General features: G+C 74.6%; 16 protein-coding genes. 12 read left to right on the forward strand and 4 right to left on the reverse strand.

The genetic code is table 11. The features are described from left to right. Positions 1-62: 62 nt before the first annotated feature. Entirely contained in the window at positions 63-1,010 is a 948-nt protein-coding gene (locus PUR71_RS20955) for a GlxA family transcriptional regulator (RefSeq protein WP_329928587.1), read from the reverse strand. Between the two features lie 71 nt (positions 1,011-1,081). Between PUR71_RS20955 and PUR71_RS20960 the strand changes: the two genes are divergently transcribed. After that, positions 1,082-1,696 (forward strand): cysteine hydrolase family protein, encoded by a 615-nt coding sequence (locus tag PUR71_RS20960; RefSeq protein WP_329928588.1) that lies wholly within the window; start codon positions 1,082-1,084, stop codon positions 1,694-1,696. Here PUR71_RS20960 and PUR71_RS20965 read toward each other — a convergent pair. After that, entirely contained in the window at positions 1,678-2,211 is a 534-nt protein-coding gene (locus PUR71_RS20965; RefSeq protein ID WP_329928589.1) for a hypothetical protein, read from the reverse strand. The genes PUR71_RS20960 and PUR71_RS20965 overlap by 19 nt on opposite strands. Positions 2,212-2,323: 112 nt before the next feature. On the opposite strand from PUR71_RS20965, the gene PUR71_RS20970 reads away from it, so the two are divergent. Further along, on the forward strand, positions 2,324-3,226 hold the full coding sequence (locus PUR71_RS20970) for a sigma-70 family RNA polymerase sigma factor (protein ID WP_329928590.1): 903 nt from the start codon (positions 2,324-2,326) through the stop codon (positions 3,224-3,226). A 48-nt stretch (positions 3,227-3,274) separates the two neighbouring features. On the opposite strand, the gene PUR71_RS20975 is transcribed toward PUR71_RS20970, so the two are convergent. Then, on the reverse strand, positions 3,275-3,793 hold the full coding sequence (locus tag PUR71_RS20975; protein WP_329928591.1) for a DinB family protein: 519 nt from the start codon (positions 3,791-3,793) through the stop codon (positions 3,275-3,277). 41 nt (positions 3,794-3,834) lie between these two features. Next, positions 3,835-4,410, reverse strand: a complete 576-nt coding sequence (locus PUR71_RS20980) for a nucleosidase (RefSeq protein ID WP_329928592.1) — start codon at positions 4,408-4,410, stop codon at positions 3,835-3,837. 484 nt (positions 4,411-4,894) lie between these two features. On the opposite strand from PUR71_RS20980, the gene PUR71_RS20985 reads away from it, so the two are divergent. From PUR71_RS20985 to PUR71_RS21030, 10 genes are all read left to right on the forward strand, one after another. Beyond that, entirely contained in the window at positions 4,895-6,214 is a 1,320-nt protein-coding gene (locus PUR71_RS20985) for a hypothetical protein (protein WP_329928593.1), read from the forward strand. A gap of 15 nt (positions 6,215-6,229) precedes the next feature. Further along, positions 6,230-7,180 carry a glutamate ABC transporter substrate-binding protein gene (locus PUR71_RS20990; protein WP_329928594.1) on the forward strand — a complete coding sequence of 317 codons (951 nt, stop codon included), beginning with the start codon at positions 6,230-6,232 and terminating at the stop codon, positions 7,178-7,180. Positions 7,181-7,374: 194 nt separating this feature from the next. Next, positions 7,375-8,727 carry a hypothetical protein gene (locus tag PUR71_RS20995; protein WP_329928595.1) on the forward strand — a complete coding sequence of 451 codons (1,353 nt, stop codon included), beginning with the start codon at positions 7,375-7,377 and terminating at the stop codon, positions 8,725-8,727. Positions 8,728-8,732: 5 nt separating this feature from the next. Beyond that, positions 8,733-11,243: a serine/threonine-protein kinase gene (locus PUR71_RS21000; RefSeq protein ID WP_329928596.1), complete on the forward strand. Its 2,511-nt coding sequence runs from the start codon at positions 8,733-8,735 to the stop codon at positions 11,241-11,243. Positions 11,244-11,246: 3 nt separating this feature from the next. Beyond that, positions 11,247-12,587, forward strand: a complete 1,341-nt coding sequence (locus tag PUR71_RS21005) for a PP2C family serine/threonine-protein phosphatase (RefSeq protein ID WP_329928597.1) — start codon at positions 11,247-11,249, stop codon at positions 12,585-12,587. Between the two features lie 104 nt (positions 12,588-12,691). Continuing rightward, positions 12,692-14,044 (forward strand): vWA domain-containing protein, encoded by a 1,353-nt coding sequence (locus tag PUR71_RS21010; protein ID WP_329928598.1) that lies wholly within the window; start codon positions 12,692-12,694, stop codon positions 14,042-14,044. A gap of 262 nt (positions 14,045-14,306) precedes the next feature. Continuing rightward, on the forward strand, positions 14,307-15,218 hold the full coding sequence (locus tag PUR71_RS21015; RefSeq protein WP_329928599.1) for an FHA domain-containing protein: 912 nt from the start codon (positions 14,307-14,309) through the stop codon (positions 15,216-15,218). A 130-nt stretch (positions 15,219-15,348) separates the two neighbouring features. Then, positions 15,349-16,266, forward strand: coding sequence for an ABC transporter ATP-binding protein (locus PUR71_RS21020; protein ID WP_329928600.1), 918 nt, complete (start codon positions 15,349-15,351; stop codon positions 16,264-16,266). Continuing rightward, a complete protein-coding gene (locus tag PUR71_RS21025) occupies positions 16,263-17,426 on the forward strand; it encodes an ABC transporter permease (protein WP_329928601.1) in 1,164 nt (387 codons plus the stop codon). Before PUR71_RS21020 ends, PUR71_RS21025 begins: the two co-directional genes overlap by 4 nt. Positions 17,427-17,534: 108 nt before the next feature. Then, a complete protein-coding gene (locus tag PUR71_RS21030; protein ID WP_329928602.1) occupies positions 17,535-17,939 on the forward strand; it encodes a globin in 405 nt (134 codons plus the stop codon). Positions 17,940-17,946: the final 7 nt, after the last annotated feature.

The raw sequence follows: 17,946 nt of genomic DNA on the forward strand, positions 1-17,946 counted from the left end.
CGTCACGGCGCCGGTCGCGCACGGCACCGCGCTGATGTCCCCGCCGGACGCCGACGACCGACTCAACTCGCCCGGAACGCCCGGCGGTACTCGCGCGGGGCCACGCCGACCCTCGCCACGAAGACCGGCCGCAGGGAGACCGCCGACCCGAAGCCGCAGCGGGTGGCCACGGCGTCCACCGGCAGGTCCGTCTCCTCCAGCAGGCGTTGGGCGGCCAGCACCCGCTGTTCGAGGAGCCAGCGCAGCGGCGTCGTGCCGGTGGTCTCGGCGAAGCGGCGGGCGAAGGTGCGCTCCGACATCAGTGCGGCGGCGGCCATCCGGCGGACCGTCCAGGGCGTGTCGAGGGCGGCGAGGATCTCGGCGCGCGCGGTGGCCAGGGCGTCGCCGCCGCCCGCCGGCACCGGGGACGGGATGAACTGCGCCTGCCCGCCCGCCCGGAACGGCGCGGTGACCATCGAGCGGGCGATCGTCGCGGCCGCCCGCTGGCCGTGGGCCGCACGGACCAGGTGCAGGCACAGGTCGATGCCGGCGGCGACCCCGGCGGACGTCCACAGGCCGTCCCCGCCGGTGAACAGCACCTCGGGACGGACCTCCACCGCCGGGAAGCGGCGCGCCAGTTCCGGCGCGAGTGCCCAGTGCGTGGTGGCCTCCCGGCCGTCCAGCAGCCCGGCCTCCGCCAGGACGAACGCCCCCGCGCAGAGCGAGGCGATCGGCACCCCGCGCGCGTGCGCGTCCCGCAGGGCGGCGAGGACGGCCGGATCCCGTGCGTCCGCCGGATCCTCCACACCGGGCACGAGGACGAGATCGCACGCCGCCAGCCCGTCCAGCCCGGCGTCCGGCACGCGTTCCAGCCCGCCGCCGAGCCGCACGCGGGCGCCGCCGGGCCCGCACACGCGCAGCTCGAAGGCCGGCAGCCCGGGGCGGCTCGTCCGGTTCGCCCACACCTCGCCGATCACCGCGTAGTCGAAGGCCCGCACCCCGTCGAAGATCAGACACGCCACCGATCGCATGGCGGGAATCTATCGATGGGTGGCACCAGCGCCACTCACGGCCACCCGGACCGCCCCGCCACCATGGACGCATGACGAACACCGACGCCTTCGACGCCCCGCTCGCCCTCGACCCCGACGCCGTCCTGATCGTGATCGACGTCCAGCAGGGCTTCGAGGACCACGACTACTGGGGCCCGCGCGACAACCCGCAGGCCGAGCAGCGGATCGCCGAGCTGATCGCCGCCTGGCAGGCCACCGGCCGGCCGATCGTCACCGTCCAGCACGCCTCCCCGGCGGGGCCGTTGGCGCAGGGGACGCCCGGCTACGAGCTCAAGGACTTCGTCGCCGCGATCACGCCCGACCTGCACATCACGAAGAGCGTCAACTCGGCCTTCTACGGCACCCCCGACCTGCACGCCTGGCTCCGCGAGCGCGGTGCGCGGCAGGTGGTGATCACCGGGATCATCACGAACGTCTGCAACGAGACCACCGCCCGCATGGCCGGCAACCTCGGCTACGACGCGGTCTTCCCCGCCGACGCCATGCACACCTTCGACATGACCGGGCCGGACGGCGTGACCGTCCCGGCCGCCGAACTCGCCCGCGCCACCGGCACCGTGCTGCACGCGATGCGGTTCGCGAAGGTGGTCACGACGGAGGCCGTGCTCAAGGCGGCTGCCGGGGCTCAGACCAGGGGCCGATAGGCGCAGCCCTCCACCGCGTTGAGCAGAACGTAGGCGCGGCCGGGGCCGGTGGCGGTCTCGCGGAGGCGGGTGAGGGCTTCGAGTTCGGTGGGGAGGGTGAGGCCGAGGGCCTGCGCCGCCGCGGCGCGGTCGGCGGGGAGGTCGGGGTCGTCCTCCAGGTAGTCCTCGGCGGCCTCGGCGCTCTCCTCCGCGGTGAACGCACGGCAGCTCTGCCACCAGGGGACCGCGATCAGCAGCTCGACCAGTTCGCGGAAGTTCAGCGCCATGAGGGCCGCGCCGCCCTCGGAGTCGGCGAACAGGACCGGACGGTCCTCGCCCAGCTCGCTCGGCCCGCAGAAGAAGTACGTGCCGCCGCCGCCCTCCTTGGCGAGGAGTTCGAGCGGCTCGCCGGAGGCCAGCACGACGTCCTCGACGTGCGGGTAGGCGTCCAGGTTGAAGTCGCCCGGCCATGCGAGGAAGTCCTCGGCGGCGGGGTTGGCGCGGATGGCGGCGATCAGGGAGGGTTCGGCGGTCATGGGCGTCACCCTAGACCCGGGCTCCGACGTTCCCGCGGGAACGGTTAGGTTGCCTGTGCTGCAGCTTCCACCAGCGGGCCAACGGGGACGAGGTAAACGAACGGTGAATCAGATGACCGCACCTGCCGATCGGTTCGAGGAGCACCGGCCGCACCTGCGGGCCGTCGCGTACCGGATGCTCGGCTCGATCGCGGAGGCCGACGACGCCGTCCAGGAGACGTGGCTGCGCTACGACCGCACCGAGACCGGCGCGGTCTCGAACCTCGGCGCCTGGCTGACCACGGTCGTCTCCCGCGTCTGCCTGAACCTGCTGCGCTCGCGCGCGCAGCGGCAGGAGGAGCCACTGGAGACGGGTGAGGACGGCACGGCGGGAGCGCCGCGCATCCCGGACCCGATCCTCGGGCGGGCCGGCGTGGTGGACCCGGAGCAGGAGGTGCTGCTCGCGGACTCCGTCGGCCTGGCGCTGATGGTGGTGATGGAGTCGCTGGCGCCCGCCGAGCGGGTCGCGTTCGTGCTGCACGACATGTTCGCGGTGCCGTTCGAGGAGATCGCGCCGCTGATCGAGAAGACCGCCGCCACGACCCGCCAGCTGGCCAGCCGCGCCCGCCGCAAGGTGCAGGGGCAGGCGCCGGCCCCGGACAAGGACCTGAACCGGCAGCGGGCGGCGGTCGACGCGTTCTTCGCGGCCGCGCGCGAGGGCGACCTCGGCGCGCTGGTGGCCGTGCTCGACCCGGACGTCGTGTTGCGCTCGGACGGCGGCGCCGTGCGGGCCCGGCACTCGGTGGTGTTCAGGGGCGCGTCGACGGTGGCCGGGCAGGCGGTGCTGTGGGGCAAGCTGGCGCCGTTCGCGCGACCGGCGCTCGTCAACGGCACGGCGGGCGCGGTGGTCATCGGGCAGGGCGGGAAGCCGATGTCCGTCATGGCGTTCACGGTGGTCGGCGGCGCGATCGTCGCGATCGACGTGCTCAACGACCCGGAGCGGCTGGCCGCGCTGGACCTGTCGGTCGTCGACTGAGACGGACCGGGGAGCGGGTGGGCCCCCGCAACGGGAGCCCACCCCGCCTCAGCGCCCGGTCACGCCGTCCACCTGCTCGCGGATGATGTCCGCGTGCCCGGCGTGCCGGCCGGTCTCCTCGATCATGTGGACGAGCACCCAGCGCATCGACGGCGCCTCGCCGCCCGGCCGCAGGGAGCGCGCACCCGGCCGGTCGAGGTCGGCGCCGACCTGCGCGGCGACGGCGTTCGAGCGGGCGATCGCGGCCCGGTAGGCGGCGATCTCGTCGGCCACCGTGGCGCCGTCGAGCGGGACTTCGTCCGTTTCCAGCGGCTCCCCGCCCACGCCCCGGTACGCCCACTCGAACCAGTTGTGCTCGACGACGGCGAGGTGGCGGACCAGCCAGAGCAGGCTCGTCCCGGAGGCGACCCCGGGGCGGCGGGCGTCGTCGTCCGGGAGCCCGGCGAGCTTGGCGATCACCGCCTCGCGCAGGTAGTCGAGGAAGGTCAGCAGAGTGGTCGGCTCGTCGGCGTTGACGCCGGGCGGGCGGACGTCCGGGCGCGGGGAGGGTGCGGCGTTCTCGGTCACCGCGCCACCCTAATAACGCCGGGCACGGGCCCGAAAGACCGTCACCAGCCCTGCGCCGCGACCCACTGCGCGAGGTGGCGGGCACATCCGTCGACCGACTCGCGCCACGAGTGGGCGGCGCCCTCGCCGGCCTCGTCGCTCACGTGCTTGACCAGCCGCACCGGCAGGCCGGCCCGGTGGGCGACGGTCGCGACGGCGTAGCCCTCCATGTCGACGAGGTCGGCGTGCTCGGCGAGGCGGTCGCGGGCGGCCGGGTCGGAGACGAAGAGGTCGCCGGTGGCGAGGATCGGGCCCTCGCCCTTGCCGACCACGAGCGGCGGGCCGTAGGTGCGGCCGGTGAGGGCCAGCAGCGCGGGCGAGTCGAGGTCGTGCTGGATCACCTGGGTCACGTGGTGGGTGCCCTCCCAGCCGGGGCGCAGCGCGCCGGCCGTGCCGAGGTTGATCACCTCGGAGGGCTTCTCGCCCCGGGCGAGGACGGTGGCGAGCGCCGCGGCGGCGTTGACCTTCCCCATCCCGGTGAGCAGCACGGGCAGCCGGTCGTCCAGGTGGGCGGCCTCCTCGCGGACGGCGACGACGAGCAGCGGGCGGTCGGGGGCGATCGTTCCAAGCAGGCGCATGGACCCATCGTACGGAGCGCGGGCGCGGGAGCCCCGGCGGCGACGGCCGGACGACGTACGGGCCGGGGACCGACAGGCCGGGGACTGACGGACCGCACGCCCGGGAACCGCGCGGGCCCGGATCCGCGTCGCAGCGGTCGCCGCCCGCCTCCGCCCAGGGGGACCGATCGGGAATACGTATGAAGAATTCGCGGAGGCAGCGGGCCCCTGTCGTGCACGGCGAAGCTCAAGATCGGCGCAACTCGGGTGTGGCCGGGGGGAGTCACGGCCATACTGCTGGCATCGGCCGGGCACCGGAGGACGGGCCGGGCCCCAGGGGAGGATGAGGCGGGTGGCGACACCAAGAGGTAGCGGCGCGGCGGGCGCCGTGGTTCCGGCACGGCCGAACCGTCCGCCGGCGACGCCGGGCCGGGCGGGCGCCCCGGCGCCGCGGCCCGGCGGGGCACCGGCCGGGCGCCGGCCTTCGGCGCTGTCACCGGCCGGCGTGAAGGCCCGGCTGGCGCGGGCCGCGCGCACCGCGCCCGGCCGGCTGCGACTGGCCGGGGCGGTGCTGGCGGTGCTGACCGTGGCGTTCGGGGGGCTGAGCGCCTGGCAGCTGGAGACGCGGGCGCAGGCCGCCGAGCGGGTGGTGTCGTACAGCCAGCCGCTGAGCGAGGCGGCCGCGGACATCCACCGTTCGCTCGCGGACGCGGACACCACCGCGGCCACCGGCTTCCTGCTCGCGGGCGCCGAGCCGAAGGCCGTCCGGGACCGCTACGAGCAGGACCTCTCGACGGCCGCCCGGCTGATCGCCGAGGCCGCCGCCCGGACGACGTCCTCCTCCCCCGCGCAGGGCTCGCTGGCCCGGCTCAACCAGCAACTGCCCGTCTACGCCGGCCTGGTGGAGAGCGCGCGGGCGGACAACCGGCAGGGCTTCCCGCTCGGCGGCGCCTACCTGCGCTACGCCTCGGACCAGATGCGCAACGTGCTGCTGCCGGCCGCGGCCGAGCTGACGGCGTTCGAGAACAAGGAGCTCTCGGACGACTACGACCAGGCGAAGTCCGCCCCCTGGGGCGCCTACGCGCTCGGGCTGCTCACCCTCGGCACGCTGGTCTGGGTGCAGGTGGTGCTGTTCCGCCGCACCAACCGGGTGTTCAACGTCGGCCTGCTGGGCGCCACCGCCGCCGTCCTCGCGGGCGCGCTCTGGCTGGCCGTCACCGGCGCCACCACGAGTTCCGCGCTGGACGACAGCGACCGCCTCGGCGCCACCCCGCTGCGCGCCCTCAACACCGCGCGGGTGGACGTGCTGACGGCCCGCCTGGCGGAGAACCTGCACTACGTCGCCCGCGGTTCGACCACCAAGTACGCGGAGCTGTGGTCCGCGACGACGACGCACCTGGCGCAGGCCGTGCCCGCGGGCACCCCGGAGGAGTCCCGCCCCGGCTCGCTGCCGGAGGCGTTCCGGCTGGCGCCGGCGTCCGCCCGGGACACCGTCGGCGAGGCGGCGGAGCAGTTCGACGCGTGGTCCGCCCGGCACGACGCGGCCAAGAAGCTGGAGACGGACGAGGCGGACTACCAGGGCGCCCTGGACGCGACGGTGACGGCCGACCCGGCCAAGGCGCCGAACACCGCCGACGCCGCGTTCAACGCGACCGACCAGCAGCTCGCGAAGGCCGCGGAGACCGAGCAGCGGGAGTTCCACAAGGCCGCCGACGGCACCGACGGCGACCTGCGCACCACCGCCGCCGCGGTCGCCGTCCTCGGCCTGCTGGCCGCGGCGGCGGCGCTGCGCGGCCTCGGCCGCCGACTGGCCGAGTACCGGTAGAGGGGGGAGGGACACATGCGCGACAAGGGGACCGTACGGACCCGCACGGTGACGGCGCTGGCGCTGCTGGCGTCCTGCGCCGTGGTGCTCGGCGGGGGCGGCCCGTCCGGCGCCGCACCGCTCGCGGCGCAAACGGCGCCGCTGGCACCGCGGCAACCGCAGGCCGGGCCCTGCGACATCTACCAGAGCGTGCCGCCGAGCACGGAGGACGGCCCGGCGGTGAAGGCCGTCAAGGCCCGGCGCAGCCTGGTGATCGGCGTGGACCAGAACAGCTTCCGCTGGGGCGCCCGCAACCCGAACACCGGCCAGATCGAGGGCTTCGACATCGACCTCGCCCGCGCGATCGGCGCCGCCATCATGGGCGACCCGAACAAGGTCGTGCTCAAGCCGGTGGCGACGGCCGACCGCGTCGACGCCATCCAGAAGGGCCGGGTCGACCTGATCGTCCGCACCATGACGATCAACTGCCAGCGGATGGAGCAGGTGGCCTTCTCCAAGCCGTACTTCAACATCACCCAGCGGGTGCTGGTGCCCCGGGCCTCGCCGGCGAAGAACCTCGACGACGCGATCACCGACAAGACCGTGTGCGCCGCCAACGGCTCCACCGCCGCGACGGTGCTGAAGGACGTCAAGAAGGTCGCCAAGCAGGTCGTCCCGGTCGAGAACCAGCTGGACTGCCTGGTCCTGATGCAACTCGGCAAGGTCGACGCCACGATGACCGACGACGGCCTCGCGGCCGGCCAGGCCGCCCAGGACCAGACGGTGCGGATCGTGGACGGCGAGGCGCAGCCCGAGGTCATCGGCGTCGCGATGCTCAAGAGCAGCCCCGATCTCACCGCGCGGGTCAACCAGGTACTGGCCGACTACTACGCGAGCGGCGCCTGGCGCAGCTCGTACGAGCGCTGGCTCAAGCCGTACATGCTCAACGACGCCGACCACTACTGGCCGGGCGGGACGGCCCACTAGGAACGGCCCGCCGGGAACGGCCTGCGGCGGGCCGGAGCGGGCGCGGACCGTTGACGCCGTCTTGACGCCCCGCGCCCGCTCCCCCCGAAGGGGCACCGGCTAGGGTTCGGGACGATCACCACGGGGAGACCCGTCGTGCACGGGGAGATCCGCAGCCCGTCAGGGCCGGGTCGGTGAAGGAAGGATGGACGGCGGTGGCATCTGCTGGCCCGGTACTGAACCGGGAGGAGGTGGACCGCGCGCTCGCGCGCCTCGGCGCCGAGCGCGACGCGGTCGAGTCGGCGCTACTGGCCCTGCAGGACCACCCGGGCCTGCGGCTGCTGGACGGCGCCGGGCTGTCCGGGCGGACGCAGGAGCGCTGGGCCGTCGCCGGGAAGGGCCTGCCGCTGCTGTGGGCGCTGTTCGACCGGTACTCGGAGGCGCTCGCCTCGGCGCGCGCCGTACGGGCCCGCAAGGCCAAGCCGGGCTCGGCCGAACTCGCCGAACTGAGCGAACTGTTGACCGGCGACGCGGTGACCGTCCCGGGCGGCGCGCTGCCGGATGGACCGCACCTGCTCGGCGCGCCCGCCAAGCTGGTCGAGCGGGTCAGCCTGGACGCACTGATGGCCAGGATGAACTCCTGGTACGCCACCGTCCTGGAGGTGGTCAGCGCCGCCGACGCGGTGTGGTCCGCGCTGCCGGCCCGGATCGACCTGCTCCTCGCCGAACTCCAGCGGGTGCGCACGCTCGCCGCCTCGCTCGGCGTCCACGCCGCCACCCACCCGCTGGGCGACGACCTGGCCGCTCTGGACGCCGACCTGACGGCCCTGCGCACCGAGGTGCGCGGCGACCCGCTCGCGCTGTGGCGCCCGGCCCGGGTGCCCGCCCAGCGCGGCACCGTCCCGGAGGGCGGCGCGTTCGCCTCCCCGACCGGGGTGGTGGACACCGAGCGCTTCGACCGGGCCGGGCGGGCGCTGGACGGCGTCCGGCTGGAGCTGGAGAACCTGCTGCGGCTGCGCGACGACGCCGAGGAGCGCCTCCAGGGCGTCGGCGACCTGCTCCAGCGGGCCGACGCGACGCTCGGCGAGGCCCGCCGCGCGCGCGGCGAGGTGCTGGCGAAGATAGCCGCCAGCGACGTCCCCGCGGTGCCCGGCCCGGCCTCGGCGCTGCGCGAACGGATCGTCGTGGCCCTGGAGTTGCGGCAGGCCGGCCAGTGGAGCCGGCTGGCGCCGCTGCTGGACGCGCTGGAGGACGCCGCCGCCAAGGAGCTGGCCCGCGCCCGCCAGTCGCTGACCGAGGTCACCCAGCCGCTCGCCGTGCGGGCGGAACTGCGCGGCCGGCTGGACGCCTACAAGGCGATGGCCGCGCGGCTGCGGGTGTCCGAGGACCCGGAAGTGATCGAGCGGTACGAGAAGGCGCGCTGGCTGCTGTGGAGCGCGCCCTGCGACCTGCGGGCGGCGGCCGCCGCGGTGGCCCGCTTCCAGCAGTCGCTGCGGCCGGCGCACGCCGAGCCCGCACACGAGGAGACCGGCCAGACGCCGGTCGACGGACAGGTCCAGGGGGGCTGAGGTTGATGGGCGAGGCGTGCACACGGCCGGATTGCACCGGCAACGGGACGATCGACGCCGACGGCTACTGCGACGAGTGCGGGCTGGCCCCGGTGGCCGGCACCGCCTCCGCGAAGGCCGCCGCGCCCCCGAAGGCGGTGGCCGGTCCCGGCTCCCCGTGCCCGCGCGACTGCGCCGGCACGATCGACGCGGACGGCTACTGCGACGAGTGCGGCCTCACCGCGCCCGGCACCGACACCGGCATCACCCAGCCGTACGTGCCCTCGGCCCGGGTCGCCCCGGACACCGGCAACTCCGTCCGCTCGATGTCGGCCCGCACCGGCTCCTCGCGCTCGATGTCCGGCCGTTCCCGCTCGCACCGCTCGACCCGCACCGGCAGCAGCCGCTCGGTCTCGGTGCGCAGCACCCGCGGCAGCGTCAGCGCCGGCACCCGCAGCAGGCTCGGCGCCGGCCTGGTGAGCGTCCCGACCGTGGAGACGGCCGACCCGTCCCTCGCGGTGCTGGAGAACCCCGAGGTGCCCGAGCGCAAGCGCTTCTGCGCCAAGTGCGAGGCCCCGGTGGGCCGGGAGAAGGACGGCCGACCGGGCCGACCGGACGGCTTCTGCACCAAGTGCGGCACGCCGTACTCGTTCACGCCCAAGCTGCGCCGTGGGGACCTCGTCGGCGGGCAGTACGAGGTGGTGGGCTGCCTGGCGCACGGCGGCCTCGGCTGGATCTACCTCGCGGTGGACCGCCGGGTCAACGACAAGTGGGTGGTCCTCAAGGGCCTGCTGAACACCGGCGACGAGGACGCGCTGGCCGCGGCCGTCGCCGAGCGGCGCTTCCTGGCCGAGGTGGACCACCCGAACATCGTCCGGATCATCAACTTCGCCGAGCACCTGGACATCGGCTCCGGCTCCACCGACGGCTACATCGTCATGGAGTACGTCGGCGGCAAGTCGCTCAAGGACATCGCCAACGACCGCCGCACCCCGGACGGCCGGCGCGAGCCGCTGCCCGTCGAGGTGGGGATCGCGTACGCGCTGGAGGCGCTGCCGGCGCTCGGGTACCTGCACGCCCGGGGCCTGATCTACTGTGACTTCAAGATCGACAACGTGATCCAGAGCGGCGACGCGCTCAAGATCATCGACATGGGCGCGGTCTGCCGCCTCGACCACGACGGCCCGATCTACGGCACCGTCGGCTACCAGGCCCCCGAGATCGCGAGCCTCGGCCCCTCCCCCGCCTCCGACCTCTACACCGTCGCCCGCACCCTCGCGGTGCTCACCTTCGACTTCCAGGGCTACAGCACCACCTACCGCGACTCGCTGCCCGGCCCCGAGGACGTCGAGGTCTTCGCGACGTACGAGTCGTACTACCGCTTCCTGGTCCGCGCCACCGACCCCGACCCGGCCCGCCGCTTCGCCTCCGCCGAGGAGATGGCCGACCAGCTCACCGGTGTGCTGCGGGAGGTCCTCGCCCTCCAGGACGGCCGGGCCCGGCCCGCGCCCTCCACCCTGTTCGGCCCCGAACTGCGCGTCGTCGACACCGAGTTGGTGCTGCCCACCGAGCACGCCGGACAGCTCAGGGTGGCCGGGCTCGATCCGGCCGCCGCCGCCCTCGCGCTGCCCGTCCCCCGGGTCGACCCCGGCGACCCCAACGCGGGCTTCCTCGCGACCCTGCTCGCCACCGACCCCCGGGAGGCGCTCGCCGCGCTGGCCGGCGCCCCCGCCGACTCCGCCGAACGCCGCCTGCGCGAACTGCGCGCCCTGCTCGAACTCGGCCGCCACGACGAGGCCCAGGCCGCGCTCGCGGCGCTGGAGCAGGACCACTCCGACGACTGGCGGGTGGTCTGGTACCGCGGCCTCGCCGCCCTCGTCGGCGCCACCACCGGGAGCGGCGCGCCCGACGAGGCCTCCCTGCGGGCCGCCGCCGAGGCCTTCGACGCCGTCTACGACGCCTTCCCCGGCGAGAGCGCCCCCAAGCTGGCCCTCGCCATCTGCGCCGAACTGCTCGGCGACGGCGGCGACGCGGCCGAGTTCTACCGGCTCGTCTGGACCACCGACCAGTCCTACCTCAGCGCCGCCTTCGGCCTCGCCCGGGTCCGCCTCGGCGAGGGGATGCGGCCGGACGCCGTCCGCGTCCTGGAGTCCGTCCCGGCCACCTCCAGCCAGTACACCGCGGCCCGCATCGCCGCCGTCCGCGCCCGCCTGCGCGAGCGCCCCGCGACGGAGCCGCTCGGCGCCGACCTCGCGGCCGGCTCCGACCAGCTGACGGCCCTGAAGCTGGACGACCGCCGGCGCGAGGAACTGTCCGTGGAGGTGCTCCGGGCCGCCCTCGGCTGGGTCACCGCCGGCTCCGCCGGGGCCGCCCAGGGCGGGCGGCCGACAGTACTCGGACGACCCGCCGACGAGCGGGAACTGCGCTTCGCCCTGGAACAGTCCTACCGGGTACTCGCCCGGTTGGCCGACCGGGCCGAGACCAGGATCGAGATGGTGGAACGGGCCAACCGCGCCCGCCCCAGGACGTGGGTGTAGCCGATGCCGCAGCGAACCGTGTGCCCGAGCTGTTCCGAACCGCTGGACCCGGAGGACGCCTTCTGCGGCGCCTGCGGGACCGGCCGGGACAGCCGGCCCGCCCCGGGCGCGATGCCCGCGGGCTGGGCCTCCCCCCACGCCGAGTCCGTCCCCGCGCAGCAGCACGGGCCGGTCTGCGTCCACTGCGGCCTGCCGCAGGTCGGCGCCGACGGCTACTGCGAGGCGTGCGGCGGCGCCCAGCCGCGCCCGCGCGACCACATGGAGAAGGCCCTCGGGGGCGTCGCCGGGGTCAGCGACCGCGGCGTGCGCCACCACCGCAACGAGGACTCCTTCACCGTCGCCGCGACCTCGCTGCCCGGCGGCGAGCCCGCCGTCGTCGCCGTCGTGTGCGACGGCGTCTCCTCGTCGGACCGCCCGGACGAGGCCTCCGAGACCGCCGTCGACGCCGCCTCCGAGTCGCTGCTCAGCGCCCTGGAGGCGGGCACCGACCCGGACACCGCGATGCGCCGGGCCATCGCCGACGCCGCCAAGGCCGTCGCCGACCTCGCCGGCGCCGGCGCCGGGCCCGCCCGGCCCGACCTCAACGCGCCCGCCTGCACCTACGTCAGCGCCATCGCGGCCGGCGGCCGGGTCACCATCGGCTGGGTCGGCGACACCCGCGCCTACTGGATCCCGGACGACCGGGCCGCCGCCGAGCCCTTCCGGCTCACCCAGGACGACTCCTGGGCGGCCCGGATGGTCGAGGCCGGCCTCATGGGCGAGGCCGAGGCCTACGCCGACCCGCGCGCCCACGCGATCACCGGCTGGCTCGGCGCCGACGCCGAGGAGGTCGTCCCGCACACGCTGGACTTCACCCCGCACGTCCCCGGGGTGCTGCTGATCTGCACCGACGGCCTGTGGAACTACGCCGAGGCCGCCACCGACCTCGCCTACTACGTCCGGCCCGACGCCCGGACCGAGCCGCTCGCGGCGGCGCAGACGCTGGTGAAGTTCGCGGTCGCCGCCGGCGGCCACGACAACATCACCGTCGCCGTCCTGCCGATCGACCCGCCCGCCGGTCTCGGTGCCCAGGACACCGAGGACGTCGAGCAGACCCCGACCGCCCTCGACCTGCCGGTGATCACCCCGGCCGGCGCGCAGCGGCCGGACCCGCAGGACGACCCCGACTACGAGCCGACCCTGCCGGACCTCCCGGTGATCGGCTCCCCCGCCGCGCCGTTGCCGCCCCGGGTGCCGCCGACGCCGGCCGCACCGCCCGCACCGCCCGCGCCCCCGGCCGGCCCGCCGGGCGCCCCCGGCGGGCCGCCCGTCCCGCCCCAGCCTGCGCACCCGCCGACCGCCTGACGGCCCGACGGTCCGCCCCTGCGCACCGCCCGGCCCGAGCGCCGGGCGGGGCGCACCGAACCGATCCCGCATCCACCCTTCATCCCGACGGGAGCCACCGGCCCATGGCAACACTGGCTAAGCCGAACCTGCCCAGGTTCGACGTGGACATCTTCCAGAACGAGTTCCTCGCCGACGGCGCCCGCGAGGTCAACGCCATCGTCACCGTCACCGCGACCGGCGGCGGCACCACCGGCGGCCGCCCGCTCGGCGTCGCCGACGCCGGGACGCAGGGGGCCGCCGACGCCGCCGTCGTCATCCTGGTCGACTGCTCCGGCTCGATGGACTACCCCAAGAGCAAGATCAATGGCGCCCGCGAGGCCACCGCCGCCGCCATCGACGCCCTGCGCGACGGCACCGCCTTCGCCGTCGTCGCCGGCACCCACGAGGCCCGCGACATCTACCCCGGCGACGGCACCCTCGCGACCGCCTCCGCCACCACCCGCGAGCACGCCAAGGAGTCCCTGCGCCGCCTCACCGCGGCCGGCGGCACCGCCATGGGCACCTGGCTCGCCAAGGCCGACAAGCTCTTCCTGACCCGCCGCGACATCTCCATCCGGCACGCCATCCTGCTCACCGACGGCAACAACGAGCACGAGTCGGCGCAGGACCTCGCCCGCAACATCGAGCGCGTCACCGGCCACTTCACCGCCGACTGCCGCGGCGTCGGCACCGACTGGCGGATCGACGAACTGCGCACGATCTCCTCCGCGCTGCTCGGCACCGTCGACATCGTCGCCGAGCCGGCCGGCCTCGCCGACGACTTCCGCTCGATGATGGCCGGCGCCATGGGCAAGCAGGTCGCCGACGTCGCGCTGCGGATCTGGACCCCGGCCAACGCCTCGGTCAAGTTCGTCAAGCAGGTCGCCCCGAGCGTCGAGGACCTCACCGCCCGGCGCGCCGAGGCCGGGCCGCGGGCCGGCGACTACCCCACCGGCTCCTGGGGCGACGAGAGCCGCGACTACCACGTGTGCGTCGAGGTCCCGGCCGCCTCCATCGGCAACGAGATGCTCGCCGCCCGGGTCAGCCTCGTGCTGCCCCCGCAGGCCGCCGGCGGCACTCCCGAGGTGCTCTCCCAGGGCCTGGTCAAGGCCGTCTGGACGGACGACCTCGCCTCCTCCACCCGGATCAGCCCGCAGGTCGCCCACTACACCGGCCAGGCCGAGCTCGCCTCCTCCATCCAGGAGGGCCTGGAGGCGCACCGCGCCGGAGACGTCGACACCGCGACCGCCAAGCTCGGCGCCGCCGTCCGGATCGCCCACGCGACCGGGAACGAGGGCACCTACAAGCTGCTGCAGAAGGTGGTCGACGTCGTGGACCCGAAGGAGGGTACGGTTCGGTTCCGTAAGAACGTGAGCGAGGCCGACTCGATGACCCTCGAGACCCGGTCGACGAAGACCGTACGTGTGAAGAAGTGACCGCTACCGCTGAAGACGTGACCGGGCCCCGGCCCGGCTCGACCGCCGCCCCAAGCCGGCACGAACTGAGGGGGACCTGATGCCGATCTGCCCGAGGGGCCATGAGTCACAGGCCGAGGACTGGTGCGACTTCTGCGGCTTTCCGATGACTCCGCCGCCCCCGGCCCCGCCCGGGGCCCACCCGGGGGCGTACGGAGCCGCACCCGCGCCCGGCGCACCCGCCGGGCACACGCAGCACGGCGGTGCACCGTACGGGGCGCCGATGCCGCCGATGCCGCCGGGCGCCGTGCCGCCGCCCGGAGCGGTCCCGCCGGCGGCGCAGGGCCTGACCGAGGGCCTGGCGGTCTGCCCGATCTGCCGCAGCCCGCAGACCGGCCGGTTCTGCGAGGAGTGCGGGTACGACTACGACCTGTCCGCCCCCTCGCAGCGGCAGAACCCGGCCGGCCACGCCCCGGTGCCCCCGCCGGTGCAGGCGCCCGCGCCGCTGAACATCCCGGCGGCGTACGGCGGTCCGGCCCCGGCCCCGGCGCCGGTGCAGCCGCCCGCCCAGCAGCACGCCCCGGCCCAGCAGCAGCCGCACACCTACGGCTACCCGCCGCCGGAGAACGCCTTCCCCGAGGCCGCCTACCCGGAGGCCCCGGTGCGGGAGGACTCCGGCCCGGTCTACGCCGACCCGGGCAACCGCGACTTCGGCACGTCGTTCAACCTGGCCCCGCCGGTGGCGCCGCAGCCACAGCCCGCGGCCGCCGCGCCGCAGCCGGTGCGGACCAACTGGATCGCCGTGGTCGCGGCCGACCGCGAGTACTTCACCGAGATGATGGCCCGCAGCGGCCCCGAGGCGGCCGGCCTGTTCTTCCCGCCGTACTGCCCCGAGCGCCGCGTCCCGCTGACCGGCCGCGGCCAGCTGCGGATCGGCCGGCGCAGCCAGCACCGCGGCACCGTCCCGGAGATCGACCTGTCGGTGCCGCCGGAGGACCCGGGCGCCTCGCACCAGCACGCGCTGCTGGCCGAGCAGGCGGACGGCAGCTGGGTGCTGGTCGACCAGGACTCGACCAACGGCACGACGGTCAACGGCGGCGCCGAGCCGATCACCCCGCACGTCGCCGTGCCGCTGAACGACGGTGACCGGATCCACATCGGCGCCTGGACGACCATCACCGTGCACCGCGCCTGACCGATGCTCAACAGGGCCGGGCGGATGGAAAGATCCGCCCGGCCCGCGTGTTGTCCGGTTCCTCAGACAATGCACAAATCCCTCGTCGTGATGTGCATATCTTCAGAGGAAAGCCCTACGCTCTGGGCCCATGACTGCAGCTATATCCGCCGACGGCATCCGTCAGCGGTACGGGGACGTGCAGGCTGTCGACGGGGTGTCACTCACGGTCGAAGCCGGCGAATTCTACGGGATCCTGGGCCCCAACGGCGCCGGGAAGACCACCACGCTGGAGATCCTGGAAGGGATCCGCAAGCCCGACGAGGGCCGGATCGAGCTGTTGGGGATGGCCCCCTGGCCGCGCAACCCGCACCTGCTGCCGCGCATCGGCGTGCAGTTCCAGGCCTCCGCCTTCTTCCGCAAGCTCACCGCCCGGGAGACCATCCGCACCTTCGCGTCGTTCTACGGGGTCGGCCCCAGGCGGGCCGACGCGATGCTGGAGCGCGTCGGCCTGGCCGACAAGGCCGGGGTGATGACCGAGCAGATGTCCGGCGGCCAGGCCCAGCGCCTGTCCATCGCCTGCGCGCTCGCCCACGACCCGGAGCTCGTCTTCCTCGACGAGCCCACCACCGGCCTCGACCCGCAGGCCCGGCGCAACCTCTGGGACCTCCTGCGGGACATCAACCGCGAGGGCCGCACCGTCGTCCTGACCACCCACTACCTGGACGAGGCCGAGATCCTCTGCGACCGGGTCTCGATCATGGACCACGGCAGGATCCTGCACACCGGCGCCCCCGCGGCGTTGATCCGCGAGATCGACGACACCGTCCGGATCAGCGTCGAGTCCGGGCAGCTCGCCCTCGACCGCGCGCGCGACCTGCTCGCCGCGGCCGGCGCCGAGACCGCCTCCCTGGAGGACGACGGCACCACGCTGTCCCTCTCCACCCGCCTCCCGGCCCCGATCCTGGCCGTCCTCGCCGAGCACAACGCCCTGCGCGGCCTCGAAGTGCGCGGCGCCACCCTGGAGGACGTCTTCCTCCAGCTGACCGGACGGGAGTACCGGGCATGAGTGCCACCCAGTCCACCGAGCCGAAGGTGCCCGCCCAGCGCGGCGGTTCGCCCGTCGGCGCCGACAGCGAGCGGGAGCGGGTCAGCGCCTTCTGGAGCCTGTCGCGCTCGATGCTGCTGTCGTTCAAGCGCGACCGCAGCGCCGTCTTCTTCGTCATGCTGTTCCCGCTGATGTTCCTGCTGCTGTTCGGCACCCTGCTCAAGGGCGCCACCAGCCCGCACGCCAAGGTCGCCCAGGTCGGCGCCGTCCAGGTGCTGGACTCGGTGCAGGGCGAGGGCCGTGCGGAGCTCGCCAAGGTCCTGGAGATCAGCAGGACCGACGACGAGGCCACCGCGCTCACCAAGGTGCGCAAGGGCGACCTCGACGCGCTGATCGAGCAGGGCCCCGACGGGAAGATCGAGCTGCACTTCAGCGCCGCCGACCAGGTCCGCGCCGGTTCCGTCCAGGGCATCCTCAACGCGATCGTCCAGCAGGCCAACCAGGCCGCCTACCAGCAGGCCACCGGCAAGCCGCCGGCGTTCTCGCTGGACGCGACCCAGGTCGAGGACCAGTCGCTCAAGCCGATCCAGTTCCTCACCCCCGGCCTGCTCGGCTGGGCCGTCGCCACCGGCGCCGTCTTCGGCGCCTCGCTGACGCTGGTCGGCTGGCGCAAGCAGAAGGTGCTCCGCCGGCTGCGGCTGGCCCCGGTCAGCGCCTTCTCGGTGATCGCCTCCCGGGTCGTGGTGTCGGTGGTCACCGCCCTCGCCCAGACCGCGATCTTCCTGGTCGTCGCCACCACGCCGTTCTTCGGGCTCAAGCTCAGCGGCGACTGGTGGCTGATCATCCCCCTGGTGATCTGCGCGACCGTCGCCTTCATGTCGATCGGCCTGCTGGCCGGCTCGATCGCCAAGACCGAGGAGGCGGCCAACGGCATCTCGCAGATCATCGTGCTGCCGATGTCGTTCCTCTCCGGCTCCTTCTTCAAGATGGACGACGCCCCGGGCTGGCTGAAGACCATCTCCGAGGTCCTGCCGCTGCGCCACCTCGTCGACGCCGCGGGGTCGGTGCTCAGCCGCGGCGGCGGCGTCATGGACGCGCTGCCCGCCATGGGCATCCTGCTGGGCTTCGCCGTCGTGCTGACGCTCATCTCGGCGAAGCTGTTCAAGTGGGACGACGTCTGATCCGTCCGGAACGACGCCTGACCGTCGCTCCCCGGTCGCCCCTCCGCGCGGGGTCGTACGCCTTTGGTCCCGGTGTACGGCCCCGCCGCCGTCTGCGACCATGGTCGGGTGAATGAGATCCGGCGTGGCACGCTCAGCGAGGAGAGCTTCTTCGACAAGGTCGGCGGCGAGCCGACCTTCCGGCGGTTGGTCCACCGGTTCTACCAGGGCGTCGCCGAGGACGAGTTGCTGCGCCCGATGTACCCCGAGGAGGACCTCGGCCCCGCCGAGGAGCGCCTGGTCCTCTTCCTCATGCAGTACTGGGGCGGCCCCCGCACCTACAGCGAGCACCGCGGCCACCCGCGGCTGCGGATGCGGCACGTGCCGTTCAAGGTGGACCGCGCGGCCCACGACGCCTGGCTCAAGCACATGCGCACGGCCGTCGACGAGCTCACCCTGCCCGCCGAGGACGAGCAGCAGCTGTGGGACTACCTCACCTACGCCGCCGCCTCGATGATCAACACCGAGGGCTGAGCGGGGG

It is taken from the genome of Streptomyces sp. SP17BM10, assembly GCF_036322405.1.
Classification (GTDB): domain Bacteria; phylum Actinomycetota; class Actinomycetes; order Streptomycetales; family Streptomycetaceae; genus Kitasatospora.